Annotated in this window: 15 protein-coding genes and 2 pseudogenes; 14 read left to right on the top strand and 3 right to left on the bottom strand. The window is 61.4% G+C overall.

Annotation, left to right across the window (positions count from 1 at the left end; all coding sequences use genetic code 11):
- The first annotated feature begins 64 nt into the window (after positions 1–64).
- From JCM21793_RS01465 to JCM21793_RS01400, 14 genes and pseudogenes are all read left to right on the top strand, one after another.
- Positions 65–640: a TRAP transporter small permease gene (locus JCM21793_RS01465; protein WP_051556091.1), complete on the top strand. Its 576-nt coding sequence runs from the start codon at positions 65–67 to the stop codon at positions 638–640.
- Positions 637–1,908 carry a TRAP transporter large permease gene (locus tag JCM21793_RS01460; protein ID WP_025029242.1) on the top strand — a complete coding sequence of 424 codons (1,272 nt, stop codon included), beginning with the start codon at positions 637–639 and terminating at the stop codon, positions 1,906–1,908. Before JCM21793_RS01465 ends, JCM21793_RS01460 begins: the two co-directional genes overlap by 4 nt.
- The gene (locus JCM21793_RS01455; RefSeq protein ID WP_025029241.1) at positions 1,908–2,882 is read left to right on the top strand and encodes a 3-hydroxyacyl-CoA dehydrogenase family protein; all 975 of its coding nucleotides are present in this window, start codon (positions 1,908–1,910) and stop codon (positions 2,880–2,882) included. The genes JCM21793_RS01460 and JCM21793_RS01455 overlap by 1 nt, the downstream gene beginning before the upstream one ends.
- Complete coding sequence (locus JCM21793_RS01450) at positions 2,876–3,844, top strand: TRAP transporter substrate-binding protein (RefSeq protein ID WP_025029240.1); 969 nt, start codon at positions 2,876–2,878, stop codon at positions 3,842–3,844. The genes JCM21793_RS01455 and JCM21793_RS01450 overlap by 7 nt, the downstream gene beginning before the upstream one ends.
- A 61-nt stretch (positions 3,845–3,905) precedes the next feature.
- Positions 3,906–4,760, top strand: coding sequence for a VOC family protein (locus JCM21793_RS01445; RefSeq protein WP_025029239.1), 855 nt, complete (start codon positions 3,906–3,908; stop codon positions 4,758–4,760).
- 17 nt (positions 4,761–4,777) lie between these two features.
- Complete coding sequence (locus JCM21793_RS01440; protein WP_025029238.1) at positions 4,778–5,635, top strand: VOC family protein; 858 nt, start codon at positions 4,778–4,780, stop codon at positions 5,633–5,635.
- 3 nt (positions 5,636–5,638) lie between these two features.
- Positions 5,639–6,322, top strand: a complete 684-nt coding sequence (locus JCM21793_RS01435; protein WP_081784613.1) for a class II aldolase/adducin family protein — start codon at positions 5,639–5,641, stop codon at positions 6,320–6,322.
- A 25-nt stretch (positions 6,323–6,347) separates the two neighbouring features.
- Positions 6,348–7,801, top strand: a pseudogene (locus tag JCM21793_RS23475) (2-hydroxymuconic semialdehyde dehydrogenase).
- Between the two features lie 73 nt (positions 7,802–7,874).
- A complete protein-coding gene (gene hpaH / locus JCM21793_RS01425; RefSeq protein WP_025029236.1) occupies positions 7,875–8,657 on the top strand; it encodes a 2-oxo-hept-4-ene-1,7-dioate hydratase in 783 nt (260 codons plus the stop codon).
- Positions 8,658–8,665: 8 nt separating this feature from the next.
- Positions 8,666–9,426, top strand: a pseudogene (locus tag JCM21793_RS23470) (HpcH/HpaI aldolase family protein).
- A gap of 181 nt (positions 9,427–9,607) precedes the next feature.
- Positions 9,608–9,973, top strand: a complete 366-nt coding sequence (locus JCM21793_RS01415) for an ArsC family reductase (RefSeq protein ID WP_025029235.1) — start codon at positions 9,608–9,610, stop codon at positions 9,971–9,973.
- Positions 9,974–10,090: 117 nt separating this feature from the next.
- The gene (locus tag JCM21793_RS01410; RefSeq protein ID WP_244439610.1) at positions 10,091–11,644 is read left to right on the top strand and encodes a phospholipase D family protein; all 1,554 of its coding nucleotides are present in this window, start codon (positions 10,091–10,093) and stop codon (positions 11,642–11,644) included.
- Between the two features lie 41 nt (positions 11,645–11,685).
- Positions 11,686–12,198: an HdeD family acid-resistance protein gene (locus JCM21793_RS01405; RefSeq protein WP_025029233.1), complete on the top strand. Its 513-nt coding sequence runs from the start codon at positions 11,686–11,688 to the stop codon at positions 12,196–12,198.
- Positions 12,182–13,264 (top strand): AI-2E family transporter, encoded by a 1,083-nt coding sequence (locus tag JCM21793_RS01400; protein WP_025029232.1) that lies wholly within the window; start codon positions 12,182–12,184, stop codon positions 13,262–13,264. Before JCM21793_RS01405 ends, JCM21793_RS01400 begins: the two co-directional genes overlap by 17 nt.
- An 84-nt stretch (positions 13,265–13,348) precedes the next feature.
- On the opposite strand, the gene JCM21793_RS01395 is transcribed toward JCM21793_RS01400, so the two are convergent.
- The 3 genes from JCM21793_RS01395 to panB form a co-directional block, all read right to left on the bottom strand.
- Positions 13,349–13,591: a hypothetical protein gene (locus JCM21793_RS01395; RefSeq protein WP_025029231.1), complete on the bottom strand. Its 243-nt coding sequence runs from the start codon at positions 13,589–13,591 to the stop codon at positions 13,349–13,351.
- Between the two features lie 208 nt (positions 13,592–13,799).
- Complete coding sequence (gene panC, locus JCM21793_RS01390; protein ID WP_025029230.1) at positions 13,800–14,657, bottom strand: pantoate--beta-alanine ligase; 858 nt, start codon at positions 14,655–14,657, stop codon at positions 13,800–13,802.
- Positions 14,654–15,505 carry a 3-methyl-2-oxobutanoate hydroxymethyltransferase gene (gene panB, locus JCM21793_RS01385; protein WP_051556090.1) on the bottom strand — a complete coding sequence of 284 codons (852 nt, stop codon included), beginning with the start codon at positions 15,503–15,505 and terminating at the stop codon, positions 14,654–14,656. Before panB ends, panC begins: the two co-directional genes overlap by 4 nt.
- Between the last annotated feature and the right edge of the window lie 25 nt (positions 15,506–15,530).

Here is a 15,530-nt window from a genome sequence, read left to right as displayed (position 1 = left end):
TAATATCGATATTTTATTCGAGGCATTGGAGGACGGAACCTGGAGGAGGCGGCGGATTCTGCCGATGTCGAGCGTATTGTCTGAAGAACGAACCGAACGGGCTGGTGTGCTGGAACGTGCCAGCGCCCGCCTTGCGACGGTTGAATGGTATTGCGCCGGCCTGCTGCTCTGCGTCGTCTTTCTGCTGCTGCTTTTGAACGTGGTGACGCGCAGTTTCGGCACGCCTCTGATCTGGGTGGATGAGTTGGCGATTTATGTCATGATCTGGGCCGCGCTCATCGGCGCGTCCATCGGCATTCGCAACCGCGATCACATCGCCATGACGCTTCTCACCGACATGCTGCCGGCGGCGAAACGCAGGGCGCTTCTCATCGGCGTGGATGCCGCACTGCTGGTCTTCTTCGCCATTATTGGCGTCATTCTGTGGAACTGGTTCGATCCGGTGGGTGTGTTTGCCGCTGAAACGCTCGCCGAGTTCAGCCAGAAGAGCTTCAACTTCATTTATGAAGAGCCGACCACGACCATCGGCATGCGCAAAGTCTGGTTCTGGCTGATTCTGCCCGTCTTCTTCCTAAGCGGGGCGCTTCACGCATCGGCCAATCTGGCGACACGCCTGCGGGGCGGGGAGGGCAAGCGATGACGATTGCCAGCTCATTCCTCGCGTTTCTGCTCGTCGGCCTGCCCATCGCCTTCGTTCTTGCCGCGACTGCGCTGGTGTTCATCGCCGTCAGCGGCAACACGGTGCTGCTCCAGTCCTACGCCCAGCAGCTTTTCGGCGGGCTCGAAAACTACGGGCTTCTGGCCCTGCCCATGTTCATCCTGCTCGGTGAGTTCATGAATGCGGGCGGCATTGGCCGGCGTCTCATGAGCCTTTCTCTCGCATTGCTGGGCTCGGTGCGCGGTGGCCTCGCTTATGTCAATCTCGTTGCCAACATGCTGATGGCTTCGATCCTCGGTTCTACCGTGGCGCAGATCACCATCATGTCGAAGATCGCCGTCCCGGAGATGGAGAAGGCCGGTTATCCGCGCGATGTGTCGGTGGGCATCACGGCAGCGGGCGGTCTTCTGGCTCCGATCATCCCTCCGTCCATGCTGTTCATCATTTTCGGCGTTGTCGCACAGATGCCGATCGGCGACCTGTTCATTTCGGGCATCGTACCGGGCGCGATGATGTTCGTTTCCTTCATTGTGGTGATAGCCGTTTTTGCCAGGCTCCACGCCTTCCCGCGCTCGGAGCGCCTTTCGATCCGGAAGCGTTTAGCGGCGTTGCTCGATGCACTGCCGGCGCTGGCCATTCCCGCCGTCATCATCGGTAGCATCCTGGGCGGACTGGCAACGCCGACGGAAGCCGCCGCCATTGCCACATTGGCGGCGATGCTGACCGGTCTCTTCGTCTATCGAGAGATGAGCGTCAAAGATATTTTCCCGGCTTTTGCCAATGCCGCGCGCAGTGCTGCCGTGGTGCTGTTCCTGATCGCGGCGGCGCAGGTGTTCAGTTGGGTCATCACCTTCGAAAACCTGCCGGCGCGGGTGGCGGAAGGGCTGCAACTCATCACCACATCGCCCATCGTCTTCCTACTGCTTCTCAACCTCCTTCTCTTGATGCTCGGCATGGTCACGGATCCGATCCCGGCCATCATCCTCGTGGTCCCGGTTCTGCTGCCGGTGGCGACCGATGTCTACGGCATCGATCCGTTCCAGTTCGGCGTCATCGTCTGCCTGAACCTGACACTGGGTCTGCTGACGCCTCCCGTGGGAACAGGGCTTTTCGCTGCTGCACTAATGGGAGGGGTGAAGGCGGAACGCATCGCATGGCTGGTCACGCCGTTCTTTCTGGCCGTCGCCGCGGTGCTGGTTCTTCTGGCCTTTTTCCCATGGCTGGCAACGGGCCTGAAGGAGCTTTTGTGATGGTTGAAACGAAGGCACCCGTCCTGATTGTGGGTGGCGGAACCATCGGCTGCGGATGGGCGGCTGCGTTTGCGGTCGCGGGGCACCCGACGCAGGTCTTCGACCCGGCGCCCGAAACGGCCGCGCGCGTCGACCTGGTCTGGCGGAAGGCATTGCCCGTACTGGAACGGCTTGGGGGCGGCTGTACCGAAGCGCCACCGCCGTCGCACATTGCGCGGCTCGATCGTGTTGAGAGGGGCGTGGCCTTCGTGCAGGAGGCTTTGCCGGAGCGTCTGGAACTCAAGAGGGACGTGCTTGCCGAGGTGGAGCGGTATGTGCCAGTCGATGCGGTGATCGCGTCGAGCACATCGGGCCTGTCGCCGAGCGATATACAGGATACTCTTGTGCATCCCGAACGCCTTGTGATCGGGCATCCCTGCAACCCGCCATACCTTATGCCGGTGGTGGAAATCTGCGCCGGCGCAAAGACCGGCACTCTGGCGATGGATCGGGCCGATGCCTTTTATTCCGGCATTGGCAAGACGGTGCTGCGGTTGCGGCGCGAGATGCCCGGCCATCTGGTGAACCGGCTGCAGGCGGCGCTGTGGCGCGAGGCGGTTCATCTGGCGGCGGAGGGTGTGGCTTCGGTCGACGACATTGAAAAGGCGGTTACGAAGGGGCTTGCCGCCCGTTGGTGTGTGACCGGCCCGACGGCGATCTTTCATCTGGCCGGCGGCGATGCCGGTCTGGCGAAGTTTTTCGACGATCTGGGGCCGGAAGTGGAAAAGTGGTGGGCTTCACTCGGCGCGCCGCGCCTCGATGCGAAAACCCGCGCGGCCCTTATCGATGGTGTCGCGCAAAGCCCCGATCTGGCGGATGCCGAAGCGCTTGCCAGCCTGCGGGACGCGCGGGTGCCTGACATTCTCAATCTGCTGTCCGGCCCGGAAGGCCGGAATGGATCGATAAGTTACAAACGGGAGGAAGAAACATGCTGAAACAGATAGCGGGTGCGCTCGCCGTTACCGGCGTCATGCTGGCGACACAGATTGCCAGTGCCGCAGAATACCGTCTCGGGCTCATCACGCCGCCGCCGCATCAATGGACGGTGACGGCCAACACAATCGCCGGGGAACTCAAGGAAAAGACCGACGGACGCGTCGAGCTTCTGATTTTCCCGAGCGGTCAGCTTGGAAACGAAGCGCAGATGCTCCAGCAATTGCAGACGGGTGCGCTGGATTTCGCATTCCTCACGCTGGGAGAGTTTGCCAACCGCGATCCGAACTACGGCATTTTCCTCGCGCCCTACATCGTCAAGGATGTCGCCGGTGCCCGGAAGCTCCTGAAGGGCGAGACCGCCGGCGAGCTTCTCGACGGGGTCAGCAAGTTCGGGCTGAAGGGCTTCGGCTACGCGATGGCCGGCCTGCGCCAGATCGTCATGCGCGGCGAGGTGAAGGATGTCGGCGGCCTTTCGGGCAAGAAGATCCGCACCGTGCCTTTCGCGCCGGAACTCGACTTCTGGGTCAAGGTGGGGGCGGCGCCGACCCCGATGCCTCTGCCTGCCCTCTATGACGCCTTTGCCAATGGTCAGGTCGACGGCATGCAGATCGACTTCGAAGGCACCTGGAACAGCAAATATTACGAGCACGCGGGCACGATCATCGAATCCAACCACATGATGTTCCCAATGATCGCGGTCGGCTCCGGACGCAAATGGGGTGCGGTTCCCGCCGAGGATCAGGCGATCATCGAGGAAGTGCTCCGTGCGCATCTCGACACGCTGGTGGGCTCCTATGCGAAAATCGACGCGGACTATCTCGAAAAGCTGAAAGGCACCGAAGTGCCGGTCATCACGATCGATCGCGCATTCTTCGGTGAGGCCATCGACAACTGGTACAAGGAATGGCGCACCAAGGCGCCGATGCTCGAAAAGCTGGAAGCGGAAGCATCGGGGCTCTGAGCTCATCGACGTGCAACGGCGGGGCGTGTGAAGCGCTCCGCATGGAAATGTGGAGGATATTGTGAGCGGACCCTATCGTGATCTTCGCTATGTGCGGCTTGGAACCAATGACCTGAAGAAGGCGGCGGATTTTGCCACCGATCTCGTCGGGTTGCAGGAGTTTGCGCGCGACGAGCAGCGCGCGTATTTCCGCTCCGACGCGCGCGCCTATTCGCTCTGCTTCAGCGCTGCCGAGAAGGGAGACGCGGTTGCTCTGACCGTCGCGCGCGACGAAGACCTGACAGCAATGGCCGAACGGCTGCGCGACGAAGGGTTCTCCGTCTCCGAATTCGATCAGGCGGCTTGCGCCGCGCGGAAGATCAAGAAGGGCATCGCGACCAGTGCGCCCAACGGCGTGATGGTTGAATTCGTCTGGCGTCCGCTCACATCCGGCTGGCGCTATCACGGACCGCGCGATGCAGGCATCACCGAAATTTCCTCCGTGTCGCTGGCCTGCACCGATATTGCCGCCAATGAGGATTTCTGGACGCGTGTGCTTGGCGGTGCCGTTTCCGACTGGGCCGGCGATGCCGCCTATATCCGCATTGATGGCGCTCATCACCGTATCGCGCTCTATCCTTCCGCGCGCGACGGCATTCTGGGCGTCGACTTCGCCGTGGAGTCGATCAACAACGTGATGCAGAACCACTATTTTTTGCAGGCGCGGCAGATGCCGATTGTCCAGGGGCCGGGTCGCCAGCCGGCCTCGGAGAAGATTTTCGTTGCCACCCGTGGGCCGGGAGACGTGCTGTTCAGCTATTCGACGGGCATGTGCGCGGCCGAGCCTGAACGCACGCCGCGCCAGTTTCCCGACACGGCCCTTTCCCATTGCGCGTGGGGTTCCCCCACGAACGCGCCCGAGTTTCAGGGCGCGTAACCAAGAGGAGAAGCGAGATGATCGAGTTGAAGGACGTGGTCTATTGCCGTCTCGGCACGCGCGATCTGGAAGGAGCGGTTTGGTTTGCGCAGAACATTCTCGGACTGGAAGTGTCCGAGCACCGCAAGGGTGCGGTGCATTTCAAATCCGACAGCCGCGACCACACACTGTGTTACTTCGAAGGCGATCCCGAAGATCAGGTGACTGCGTTTGAACTTGGTTCTTCGGCAGACCTGCATGCAGCGGCGGCCACGCTCGAAGGGCTGAAGCAGGAGGTCTATTACGGCACCCGCGAGGAATGCGAAGCGCGCCATGTGCGAGAGTTCATCCGTTTTCGCGATCCGACTGGCAACAACATCGAATTTGTCGTGCGCCCGGCCTTTTCCGGCCAACGCTACCACGGCACCCGCGATGCGGGGATCACCGGATTCAGCCATGTAGGGCTGTGTTCCAGCGATGTGGAGCGCGACGAGAAGTTCTGGACCACGGTTTGCAACGCGCGCGTTTCCGACCGCATTGGAGACGCGCCGCTGATGCGGCTTGGCTCGATACACCACACGATTGCGCTGTTCCCTTATCACAAGGCCGGCATCCAGCACATCAACCATCAGGTGGAATCGACCGACGATATCCAGCGCTCGACGAATTTCATTCGCGACCGGCAGATCAACATCACTTTCGGTCCCGGACGTCATCCCACGTCCTCGGCGCAGTTCCTCTACTTCAGCGGCCCGGACGGCATGACTTTCGAATACTCGACCGGTGTCTGCGAAATCCACGACGAACCGCTGTGGCGCGACCGGCAATTCGCTTTCGAGCCGGTTGGTTTCTGCCACTGGGGCGCGAAGCCCAACATTGCCGCTTTCGAGGACTGAGCCGTGACACAGACCGATATGGACGATCTGGCGCGTAAGGTGCGCATGGCGGCGCGGGCGCTTGGCAGGCATGGGCTTGCTCATGCCTATGGCCATTGCTCGGCGCGGATCGATGCGGAACGTTTTCTCGTCTGTCCACCACAGCCCATGGGGCTGGTGGAGCGGGGCGAAGCTTGCACCGTTGTGCCGGTCAGCGGCCCGCTGCCGGAGGGCGTTCTGGGTGAGGTGCGCATCCATCAGGAAATCTATCGCAACCGGCCGGCGGTCGGCGGCGTGGCGCGCTTCATGTCGCCGAAGATGATGGCGCTTGCAGCACTCGGCAGATCGCCGAAGGCGCGTCACGGATTCGGGACCTATTTTGCGCCGGAGCCGCCGCTCTGGGACGACCCACAACTGGTGCGCGACGATGAAAAGACCAAGGGTGTCTTCGCCGCCATGGGCGATGCGCGCGCCGTTCTGATGCGCGGCAACGGCGCGGTGACGGCGGGCGATACGCTGGAAGAGGCCATCGTGCTTGCCTGGTATCTGGAAGATGCCTGCCGCATCGAGATGGAAGCGCTGGCAGCCGGGCTTGGCGACGAGCCGCCGACATTTTCCGCCGAAGGGGCGAACGAGCGGGCCACGAAGGCCGGCCGCATCTTTGAGCGCATGTGGGATTTCCTCACCGCAGGCGATCCCGAACTCTGAGTTTCCGCAAGAAGGACGAGATTACGTGAAGCGTATTCAGAATTTCATCAATGGCCGCTTTGTCGATGGCACCGGCGAACTGTTCGAAAACCGTTTCCCGGCCACGGGCGAGGTGCAGTCGCTTGTCTCCGCTGCGGGCGAACAGGATGTGGACGCCGCGGTTTCGGCGGCGAAAAAGGCGCTCAGGGGGCCATGGGCGCGGCTGAGCGTGCAGGAACGCATCGCGCTTCTGCGAAAAGTGGCCGACGGTATCAATGCGCGCTTCGACGAGTTTCTGCGCGCCGAGATCATGGATACGGGAAAGCCCGTCTCCATTGCCAGCCATATCGACATTCCGCGCGGTGCTGCCAATTTCAACGTTTTCGCCGACCAGATCGCGAGTGTCGCGACCGAGGCGTTCGAGATGGCGACGCCGGATGGCGCGGGTGCGCTCAACTATGCGATCCGCATGCCGCGGGGCGTCATTGGCGTTGTCTGCCCGTGGAACCTGCCGCTGCTTTTGATGACATGGAAAGTCGCGCCGGCGCTGGCCTGCGGCAACACGGTGGTGGTGAAGCCATCGGAGGAAACGCCTGCCACGGCTACGCTGTTGGGCGAGGTGATGAATGACGCCGGCATTCCAGAAGGCGTCTACAATGTCGTGCATGGTTTCGGTGGCGGCAGCACGGGGGAGTTCCTCTCGAGCCACCCGGACGTGGACGCGATCACCTTTACGGGTGAAACGACGACGGGTGAGGCCATCATGGCGGCGGCCTCGCGCGGCGTCCGCCCCGTTTCGCTGGAGCTTGGCGGCAAGAATCCGGGCATCGTGTTCGACGATGCGGATATCGATACGACGATTGAAGGGCTTGGCCGGTCCTGCTTCGCCAATACGGGGCAGGTGTGCCTCGGCACCGAACGGCTTTACGTGCAGCGCGGCATCTTCGATCAGGTGGCGGAAAAACTCGCGGCGAGAGCGAGAGCCTATGCCTATGGCGATCCGTTCGACCAGAAAACGACCATGGGGCCGCTCATCAGCGAAGAGCATCGCCGCAAGGTGCTTTCCTATTATGAAAAGGCGAAGGCCGGTGGTGCGGAGATCCTCGCCGGCGGCGGTGCGCCGTCCATTCAGGGCTATGAAGGTGGAAGCTGGGTCGAGCCGACGGTGTGGACCGGCCTCCCGGAGGATTCACCCGTTGTGCGCGACGAGATATTCGGCCCCTGCACGCACATCACGCCCTTCGACGATGAGGAAGAGGCGATCCAGCTTGCCAACAACAGCCCCTACGGGCTGGCAACATCGATCTGGACGACCAATCTGTCGCGCGGGCATCGGGTGGCCGGGCAGATCGACGCCGGCATCACCTGGTCAATTGCTGGTTCCTGCGCGACCTGCGCACCGCCTTTGGCGGCTCCAAACGCTCGGGCATTGGCCGCGAGGGCGGCGTCCACTCGCTCGAATTCTACACCGAACTGCGCAATGTCTGCGTAAAACTCTGACTTTCGCTTTGCGCAACGTCGGACCGAAGTCCGGTCCCCACTTTTTCTGAACTTGCTTTGAAGGACACCCACCATGCTTAGCGAAGAACAGCGCGCGGAAGCCGTGCGCTCCCTGCTTGAAAGCCATCGCACGAAGGTGCAGGGCCGCCGCCCCTCGGAGATGTTCCCGGATATAGAGATCGAAGATTCCTATGCGATTTCCTCCGCGGTCGCCGAGGAACGGGTGAAGGCCGGGGCGAAGATCATCGGCCACAAGATCGGCCTTACCTCCAAGGCGATGCAGGCCAGCTCGAAGATCGATGAGCCGGATTACGGCTATCTGTTCGACGACCTGATCCTCAATGACGGCGCGAAGGTTCCTTTCGAGAATTTCTGCGTGCCGCGTGTCGAGCCGGAGCTGACATTCATCCTGAAGGAACCGCTCAAGGGACCGAATGTGGGCCTGATCGACGTGTTGCGCGCCACCGAATATGTGGTGCCGTCCATCGAGATCATCGATGCGCGCGTTACCGAACCGCGCAAGATTTTCGACACGGTGGCCGACAATGGCGCCGCCGCCGGCATCGTGCTCGGTGGCCGGCCGGTTCGTCCGGACGAGGTGGATCTGCGCTGGGTCGGGGCGGTCTTCTACCGCAATTCAGAGATCGAGGAGACCGGGCTTGCCGCCGGTGTGCTCGGCCATCCGGCCATGGCGATTGCCTGGCTTGCCAACAAGCTCGCGCCCTTCGACATCACACTGGAGCCGGGACACATGATGCTGTCGGGCTCCTTCACGCGGCCCGTCTGGGCGCAGAAGGGCGATACGCTGCATGCGGATTTCGGTCCGCTCGGCAGCGTTGCCGTTCAATTCGTTTGAGGTCTGCCGTGAAGAGCCTGGAAAACACGTTCAAGAAGCGGCTTCTGGCCGGCGAAACGCTGATCGGTCTTTGGAGCAGCCTCTGCAGCCCCATTGCCGCCGAGGCGCTGGCGGATGCCGGCTTCGACTGGCTTCTCTTCGACAGCGAGCATTCGCCGGTGGAAGTCGCGGGGCTTTATCCGTTGTTGCAGGCGACGTCCAGCGGCTCTGCCGAGGCCATCGTGCGCCCGGCCTGGAACGACAAGGTGCTGATCAAGCGCGTTCTCGACATCGGCGCGCAGACCATTCTCGTTCCCTTCGTCCAGAACGCCGCCGAAGCGCGCACCGCCGTTGCGGCCACACGCTATCTGCCGGAAGGCATTCGCGGCGTTGCCGGCAGCACGCGCGCCAGCCGTTATGGTCGCGCGAAGGACTATTTCAAGGTCGCCAATCGCGAGGTCTGCCTGCTCGTGCAGATCGAGACGGGCGAGGCGCTGGAAGCGCTGGGTGAAATCGCCGCTGTCGACGGGGTTGATGGCGTTTTCATCGGCCCGTCCGATCTCGCGGCATCGCTCGGTCATCTGGCAATCCCGGCCATGAAGACGTGCAGAAGGCTCTGCGGCGGGCGGCGGATCAGCTCAGGCTGCTTGATAAGCCAGCCGGCATCCTTGCAACCAGTCCCGAAGATGCGAGGCGCTACCGCGACTGGGGCTATCAGTTCGTTGCCGCCGGCGTGGATCTGGGACTGTTGGTGAAGGCTGCAGATCGTCTTTCCGAACAAATGGCCTGAAGAGGCCACTTGAGCCCCGTGTCCGGCAAATTGCACAACCCGCGGAAGTGTGGGAAGGACAGCGCTTTCAAGAGCCTGCGTACTGAGGCTATTTTGTCGATACGTGATTCCCGCCATCTGAAAACCATGAGCGAAATCAGGTGGCTGTGCGGTCATGGCATAATGGAATGGGAGCGAACCGGTGGTGACAGAAACAACGACCCCCGTGATCTACGGCATCAAGAACTGCGACACGATGAAGAAGGCGCGGGCCTGGCTTGAGGCGCATGACATCGCCTATGCGTTTCACGATTACAGGGCCACCGGCATTGAGCGCGCGCGGTTGGAGGCGTGGGTGGAGGAGGTCGGCTGGGAGAAGCTTCTCAACCGCGCCGGCACCACTTTCCGCAAGCTTTCCGACGCTGATAAGGCCGATATGGACGCCGGGAAGGCGGTGCGCCTGATGGAAGAGCAGCCAGCCATGATCAAGCGCCCGGTGCTTGATCTCGGAGACCGGCGGGTGGTCGGTTTCAAGCCGGAAATCTACGAAGCCGCGTTCGCTGCGTGAGCGCAGGCCGAGACCAGTGCCGTCGGTGCGCGATGCCTGGCCAGTGAAACCCTTCCTTGCCTTGCTTTCCCACAGTTGGGATAAATTGGCATTCCATCCGTGCGGGAAGGGGGCTTCGTGCGTATAAAGCAGGTTATGTTCGGTCTGATCTCCATAGCCCTTGCGGTTGTGCTGGCGGTTGTCGTTCTCCGGTTTGTTTTTCCATTGCCCGATATCTCGGACCGGGAACCGCAGAACGCGATCGCCGCCGACCCTGCGACGCAACTTGGCCGGCTGCTGCAGGCGGGCGAGGCGGCGCATCCAGGCAAGACAGGCGTTCTGCCGCTTGCCGATGGCAAAGACGCGCTGGCGAGCCGGCTGGCCCTGATCGAGCACGCGCAAAGCTCCATCGATGCGCAGTACTACATCTGGCACGACGATACGTCGGGTATCCTTCTGCTGGCTGCGCTGCGCGAAGCCGCGGCGCGCGGTGTGCGGGTGCGGCTTCTGCTTGATGACAACGGGGTGCCGGGGCTCGATGCCCACATGGCTGCCCTCAACGGCCTACCGAATTTCCACATTCGCCTGTTCAATCCGTCGACGGTCCGCCAGCCGAAGCTTCTAGGCTATGCATTCGATTTCTTCCGCATGAACCGGCGTATGCACAACAAGTCGTTTATCGTCGACGGTGCTGCGGCGATCGTCGGCGGCCGCAACATCGGCGACGAGTATTTCCAGATCGGCGAGGCGTTCTACGTCGACATGGATGTGCTGGCGACAGGCGCGATTCTTCCCGAAACAGCTGCGGTGTTCGACGAATACTGGAACAGCGCCTCGGTCTATGGCGTCGAGACGATCATCCCCGGTTCGGGAGATTTGCAGGCATTTGAGGCCCGTGTCGCACAGGTGCGCTCGAGCGATGAAGCGCACGCGGTTCTGGCCGAGCTGGAAAGCAGTGCCGAACGCTATGCCGGGGGTGGTGAGGCGCTGGAATGGACGGATGTCCAGCTCGTTGCCGATGACCCGGTAAAGGGAGAGGGGATCGCCACGCGCGATCAGCTAATGATCATGCGGCTCGGCGCGATCCTTGGTGAGGCGCAGGAACGGCTCGATCTGATCTCGGCCTACTTCGTTCCTGGCAAGATCGGAAGCAGCTATTTCAGCGATCTGGCAAAGGCCGGCAGGCAGGTCCGCATTTTGACCAACGCACTTAACACGACGGATGTGCTTCTGGTGCACAGCGGCTACGCCAAATATCGGCGAGGGCTCCTCGAGGCAGGGGTAAAGCTCTACGAGCTGAAACTGCGTGGCGGCGTGACGCAGGGCTCCGAGATTCAGCTAAGGCCATTCGGTCTTTCAGGCGCCAGCCTGCACGCAAAGACCTTCGCCGTTGACGGCGAACGCATTTTCATCGGTTCATTCAATTTCGACCCACGATCCGCGATCCTGAACTGCGAGATGGGCTTCCTGATTGACAGCGAGAGCATGGCCCGGAAGATCAGCGAGGGATTCGACGAAAGGCTGGGGCTGGTCAGCTATCAACCTCGATTGACCCCCGAGAGCAAAATGGTTTGGGTGGAGGAACGGCGACAGCAGGATCCGGTCATTTATCAGGAAGAGCCCGGAGCAACCTGGTTCCGGCAGATCGCAACGGTGGTGGTCGGCTGGCTTCCGGTGGAATGGTTGCTCTAGCGAGGATCCCAATTGGCATTTGAGACCGAACGGAGGGGAAGATGAAGCACTGGATGTTGTGGCTGCTTGCCGGGATTGTTGCTCTGCTCGGTGGTCTTGCCTCTCTTTTCAACCTCGGCTCTGCTTCCAGTCTGACACTGACATTGGGCGGCTGGGCTTTGATCATCGTCGGCGCTTTGCAGGGATGGGCAGCCTATAAGGCGCCCAGTGCCCCCACGATGATCGGTGCCGGACTGCTGGCGCTCGCCGGCATCTTTCTCGGCCTGTCTCTTCTGTTCGGTCCATTCGGTGATGGTCGCGTGTTGCAGTTTCTCCTTGGAGCACTCTTGATAGCATCGGGTGCGGCAAAACTCTGGGTGGGACGCAGCCTGCGCGGCGATCGTGTGTTTCCCGTACTTCTCGGCGCAGGTGGCGTTTCCGCAATCCTCGGCGTGATGGTCCTTCTCGGCGTGACGATCAATTTCGGCCTGGTTGTGGCTCTGGAACTGTTGGCCAGCGGCGTCGCGCTGGTGCTCCTGTCATTGCGATTGAAGAGACATGCTGGAGAAAACTGACCCGCTGCGCGCATTTATCACCCTGGTTCTTGCCGTCATTCTCACGGTCCTGATCGGGTGGATACTGGTGGTCGGGCGCTCGGTCCTGATGCCGATCTTCATTGCGGTGATCTCGGTCTATGTTCTCTTGACCGCGTCTGAAGCTTTGGGGCGTCTGCCCGTGCTCGGCCGTCTTCCCGAGTGGATGCGGCGCGGCCTCGTTCTGGCGATATTCGTTCTGGCCCTGGTCATGCTGGCCAGTGTGATGGTCGGCACCGCCGAACAGGTGATCGCGCGTTTGCCGGTGTATCAGAAGAACCTGACGGACATGCTCACTGGCATCCTTTCCCAATTTGATATCGAAGAGATCCCCAATCTCTCAACCCTCATTGAAACACTATGGGGACGCATCAACCTTCAGCGCCTTGCCGCTGTCGGGCTTGGCTCTGTCGGTTCTCTGGCCGGCGTCATCTTCATGGCGGTGGTTTATTCGACATTTTTGATGGCCGAGCGCGGCGGCTTTGCAAGAAAGATTGCGGCTGCCCTTCCAAGAGACAGGGCAAGTCAGACCCACACGATTGTGCGCGACATCAACCGCAGCATTGGAGAGTATCTGGCCGTCAAGACGTTCGTGAACATCATTCTTGGCCTCCTTTCCTTTGTCGTGCTCAAGCTCTTCGGCGTCGATTTCGCGCTTTTCTGGGCGGTTCTGATCGGACTCTTGAACTACATTCCCTATGTCGGATCACTCATGGGGGTGATGTTTCCCGTGCTGCTCACACTGGCGCAGTACGGCTCGCTCCAGACCACGCTTCTGGTCGCGGTCTTGCTGACCTCGGCACAGATGTGGGTGGGCAATGCCCTTGAGCCGCGCATGATCGGCCGCAGGATCAACATGTCACCATTCGTCGTTCTTGTGTCTCTGGCGGTCTGGTCGTCGCTATGGGGCATTCCCGGGGCCATCCTTGCCATCCCCCTGACCTCGATCATCGCAATCATCATGGCCAACTTCGAGAGCACGCGGCCGATTGCGCTGCTTCTTGCAGACGATGTGCAGGCTGTTTTTCGCAATGGTGATGATGAGTGAAGGTGCTCCTGAATCCCTTCTTGCTGCCGAAAACGAAAAACGGCCCCGCAAACCGGGGCCGTTTGAACGCGATTGGGACTGGATTTAGGAGTTGTCGACCACAGAGCGGTTGACGATTTTCAACCGACGATCGGTATCGACCACATAGACCTCACGGTAGCGGTTGCCGCCGTTGTGGAATTCGTTGAAGGTTACCGAACCGACGGGCGTCTTGCTCAGAGCGGTCTGATCGGCATTGTAGTTTAGGCTCCCTTTGATCGGCTCGAGCGCCGCTGCCGGCGCGGCGAGGATGAGTGTGGCGAGTGCTGCAAGAACTGCGGTTTTCATGATGATCTCCGTGTAGCATCTGGTTTGCTTTGTAGTCTCGGCGAGACATTGCAAGCGCCGATGCCGGGACCATCGCAGGATAGGCGATCACCGAGAAATCAAGTGCTGGCGAAAATCGCGGCCACTTTCGATCAAGCCATTGGGAAGAATACTCACGCGGGCGTTACGCGATTCTCATTGAAAACCTCGAAGGGAACACCCATGGGGTTCAGAGGTTGGCGGGAACTACAGGCACATTATCGATCAGCCGTGTTTCTCCGAGCCAGGCCGCGGCAAGAAGCCTTGCAGGACGGTCGGCGTGCTGGAGAGGCTCGAGGGATTCTGCATCCCGCAGTTCGAAATACTCCACCCGGTCAAACCCTGCTTTTTGCAGGGCGTTCCGCGCCGCTTCCAGAACGGAAGCAGCGTCACCACCGGTGGCAAGGTGCGCCGCACTTTTCAGCAACACATCTGCAATGGTGGGTGCAATGCGCCGCTGCGCGGTCGTGAGGCGCATATTGCGGGATGAGAGCGCCAGATTGTCGGCCTCTCGCACTGTCGGACAGCCGACGATTTCGACCGGAATGTTCAGGTCGGCAGCAAGCCGGCGCACCACCAGAAGCTGCTGGAAATCTTTCTCACCAAAGCAGGCTATATCGGCTTCGCTCTGCAGTAGGAGCTTGCTGACGACGGTCGCAACGCCGTCGAAATGGCCGGGCCGGTGCGCTCCGCACAGCCCATCGCTCACACCCGTGACGGAAACGGTGGTCGAGAAACCGGGGCCGTACATCTCCTCTACCGCAGGGGCGTACAGAACATCGACAGCCAATGGCGCGAGTTTGGCCGCATCGTCTGCTTCCGTGCGTGGATAGGCGGCGAGATCGGACGCGTTGTTGAACTGTCTGGGATTGACGAACAGTGTGACGATCACCCGCTCGGCGCGCGCCTTTGCTGCTTCCACGAGGCTCAGATGCCCTTCGTGGAGCGCGCCCATGGTGGGCACGACGGCGACGCGCTCGCCGGCGCGCCGCCATGTGCGAACACGCTCACGCAGTTCCGCAACCGTGCGGAGGATGCTGGGGCTCATTCGGTCTTTCCCTTCCTGCCATCGGTGAAGACATGGGCGTCGCTCGGAAATTTCCGGGAGCGGACTTCCTGCGCATAGGCTGCGATGGCCGCATCCGCGGCCTCGCCAAGCTCGGCGAAGCGCTTGACGAATTTCGGCCTGAACGCGTCGAACATGCCCAGCATGTCATCAACCACGAGTATCTGCCCGTCGCAGGCCGGCGATGCGCCGATGCCGATGGTGGGAATGACAACTGTCTCGGTGATGCGATCGGCGAGCGTGGCCGGAACCTTCTCGAGCACGATGGAGAATGCACCTGCATCGGCCACCGCTTCCGCATCCCGCAGGATGTGGAATGCGTCGTCGCCGCGCCCCTGCACCTTGTAGCCGCCAAAACTGTTGACCGCCTGGGGCGTGAGGCCGATATGCGCCATGACCGGAATGCCGTGCCGGGTTAGAAAGCGGATGGTCTTTTCCATCGTCTCGCCACCTTCGAGCTTGACGGCCGCACATCCGGTCTCGGCCATGATGCGGGCGGCATTGCGAAAAGCTTGCTCCGGCGTTTCCTCATAGCTTCCAAAGGGCATGTCGACGACGAGCAGGGCGCGTTCCACGCCACGCCGAACAGCCTGACCATGCATGATCATCATGTCGAGCGAAACGCCGAGTGTGCTCGGCAGGCCATGCAGAACCATACCGACACTGTCGCCGACGAGGATTATGTCGCAGTGCCGGTCGACGAGGCGGGCAAGCGGGGTGGTGTAGGCGGTCAGGCAGACGAGCGGATCGCCGCCCTTCCGCGCCAGGATGTCGGGCGGCGTCAGTGCCGTAATCCGTGCGTTTGCGCTCAAACTGTCCTCCCTTCGCATATCGCCACTGATGCAGAGCGTGCCG

Source organism: Nitratireductor aquibiodomus NL21 = JCM 21793 (genome assembly GCF_000615975.1).
In the GTDB taxonomy this organism is placed as follows: domain Bacteria; phylum Pseudomonadota; class Alphaproteobacteria; order Rhizobiales; family Rhizobiaceae; genus Nitratireductor; species Nitratireductor aquibiodomus.
The sequence above is the reverse complement of the archived record's forward strand: the minus strand, read 5'-3'. Positions and strand labels throughout refer to the sequence as shown.